The organism is Mycobacterium sp. THU-M104 (genome assembly GCF_049197365.1).
Lineage (GTDB): Bacteria > Actinomycetota > Actinomycetes > Mycobacteriales > Mycobacteriaceae > Mycobacterium.
This window is the reverse complement of record NZ_JBMIOP010000200.1, coordinates 1-2,416: the sequence shown is the minus strand read 5'-3', so window position 1 is coordinate 2,416 and position 2,416 is coordinate 1. Positions and strand designations below refer to the sequence as shown.

The following is a 2,416-nucleotide window of genomic DNA, read 5'->3' as shown; positions in this document are numbered from 1 at the left end:
AGCCGGGCACGGCGCTGCGGGCATGGTATGAGGCGTTGCGGCTCGGGGACATTCGCGCCGCGGATCCGTTGGCCCGACTGTGCGACGAGATCGATTGCGCCTTCGGGACGATCGCGCTGTCCCACGCTCGGGCCCTGGCCGCCGGCGACGAGTCGGCGTTACGCGGCGTGTCCGACGACCTGGCGGCAATCGGCATGCGTGCAGCGGCCGCGGATGCGGCCGCTCAGGCGCAGCGGAGTGGCCGAACATCGTGATGTACCGAGCGTCGCGCCGGCGTGTCCCCCGCACGTGGGGCAGGCGGTTAGGCGCCTCCACGGGGAGACAACACCACACTTGCGTACCTCGATGCCCGAACACATCACCGTCCTAGTACCTTCGTGCCTTCATTGCGGCAACGAGGATGAGTCGGGAGGAAGCGAGTCGGGAGGAAGCACTGTCATGACAGTGGAGGTTCGCCCCATCGTCGCGGATGAGGTCATGGCGTTCTTGCGGATCGTGCCCGGGTTGGCGGGTACGCCAAGCTGGGAACCTGAGCCGGCTGCCTGGCATTCCGGTATTGGCGTCGCCCCCGCGTTTGACAAGCCGGCCAGCGAAGAAGTCTTGGTGAAGGCCGCTGCTGAGTTGCGTGATGCGGATCGCACGCGGGCGGCGTTCGTGGATGGCCGGTTGGTGGGCACCTCGCAAATGCTGTCCCTGGAGGTCACCGTGCCTGGTAGCGGGCCGGTACCGATGGGTGGGCTGACTGACGTCGCCGTGTTGCCGACCCATCGTCGGCGGGGGCTGTTGCGGGCGATGATGCGTGCTCTTCTCGACGACTGCCACCAGCGTGGTGAGACACTGGCCACGCTCAGCGCGGCCGAGGGCGGCATCTACGGCCGCTACGGCTTCGGCCCAGCCACTTACCAGACCCGCTGGGAACTGGATAACACACAAGCACGCCGAGCACGCCCGCCCGAGCCGCGGGGTCGGATCGAGTTAGTTGACGCGCACACCGCCAAAGAGCAGTGGCCGTTACTGCACGATCGGGTGCGTCGGACGCGGATCGGCGAGGTCAGCGCCCACCAATGGCTGTGGGACCACAATTCCCGAGACGCCTGGCAGTTTCTGCTGCATTATGACGACACCGGGACCGTGGACGGCGCTGCGAATTACCGCACCCCGTGGTCGCCGGACGTCGCGACGGCTGGCGTGGTGGAGGTTGATTGGCTGGAAGCAACCTCTGCCACGGGCTACAGCGACCTGTGGATGTTGCTGACCGGCCTAGACCTGACCAGACGGGTGATCGCTGGCAAACGACCCGTCGACGAGCCGCTGCGCTGGCAACTGGCTGACCCTCGTGCCCTGCGCATCACGCGGCACAGCGACAATCTGTGGGTCCGACTCGTCGATGTCCCCGCCGCCCTGGCCAACTGCACCTACCAAGTCGAAGGGGCGTTGGTCCTCGACATTGCCGATTCGTTTTGCCCATGGAACCAGGGCTATTGGCACCTCGACGGCGGCCCGGATGGAGCCCACTGCCACCGCGCCGTGTCGGGTCGTGCCCCCGACCTCACGTTGGATGCCGTAACGCTGGGCAGCATCTTCCTCGGCGGCACCACGCTCGGGTCGCTTGCGGCCGCAGGCTTGATCATCGAACATCGCCCAGGCGCCCTGAACCGAGCCATCGCCATGCTCACCGGGCCGCAGGCCCCGCACAATGCCGTCGGATTCTGACCATTGTCACACCGGCCGCAGGAGCCGACGACTTTGGTGACCCGCTGCCGCAAACGCACCGCCGCGCAGGTCGACTCGATCGTCAGATGTTTCAGATGTTTCAAATGTTTCAGATGTTGAAGACGCGGACAAGGCCTTCCAGCCCCGTGAAGTCATCGCCGTTGCGGGTGTAGAGATCCAGGCGATTTGCGTGTGCGATCGCCGCGATCAGCAGGTCGGCGAACCGGCTCCGCGGCTTGCGTCCTTCGCGGACCACGGCGATGACGAGCCCGAAACTGCGTGCAGCCGCCGCGTCGAACGGAATCGGTTCGAGTGCCGATTCGACTTCCTGCAGCCGGGCCTGCCGCTTCGCCGCCTCGACCGGGCTGTCGGCCAGATGTGGAGCGGACGCCGGCTCGGCCGCAGTGATCGCGGAAATCGCCGCCTCGTCGGGCAGCGATGCGAGCACGGCCGGGTCATGCCAGTCGACGACGACCGAGGTGTCGAGCAGACCGGATGACACGAATTCTTGGGCGCAAGCCTCGCCATTTATGGCGGGGTGAGCCCATCCCGTGTGTCGGCGGGCGTAGCGCTCGTGGGCGAGCAGGGCGGGCGGGATGTCCCGCGGCCCGGCGTTCAGAGTGGTCGGGCTTGGCCGTCGATGTATTGCTTGATGATCGACAGCGGGGGCGCCTCCGCAGGAGACGGCGAAGTAGGACGGCGA

General features: G+C 66.8%; 2 protein-coding genes and 1 pseudogene. 2 read left to right on the top strand and 1 reads right to left on the bottom strand.

Translation table 11 applies throughout. The annotated features are described in order from the left end of the window. Nucleotides 1-254, top strand: a pseudogene (locus ACOJVU_RS15725) (AAA family ATPase); the annotation flags it as partial. 91 nt (nucleotides 255-345) lie between these two features. Further along, on the top strand, nucleotides 346-1,713 hold the full coding sequence (locus tag ACOJVU_RS15720) for a GNAT family N-acetyltransferase (RefSeq protein ID WP_421530627.1): 1,368 nt from the start codon (nucleotides 346-348) through the stop codon (nucleotides 1,711-1,713). Between the two features lie 109 nt (nucleotides 1,714-1,822). Here ACOJVU_RS15720 and ACOJVU_RS15715 read toward each other — a convergent pair whose 3' ends face one another. Then, nucleotides 1,823-2,215 carry a type II toxin-antitoxin system VapC family toxin gene (locus ACOJVU_RS15715; protein ID WP_421530628.1) on the bottom strand — a complete coding sequence of 131 codons (393 nt, stop codon included), beginning with the start codon at nucleotides 2,213-2,215 and terminating at the stop codon, nucleotides 1,823-1,825. Nucleotides 2,216-2,416 lie beyond the last annotated feature (201 nt).

Bases quoted from the DNA above. Each gene is read 5' to 3' on its own strand.
- ACOJVU_RS15720 (WP_421530627.1), top strand. From the start codon at position 346: ATGCCCGAACACATCACCGTCCTAGTACCTTCGTGCCTTCATTGCGGC.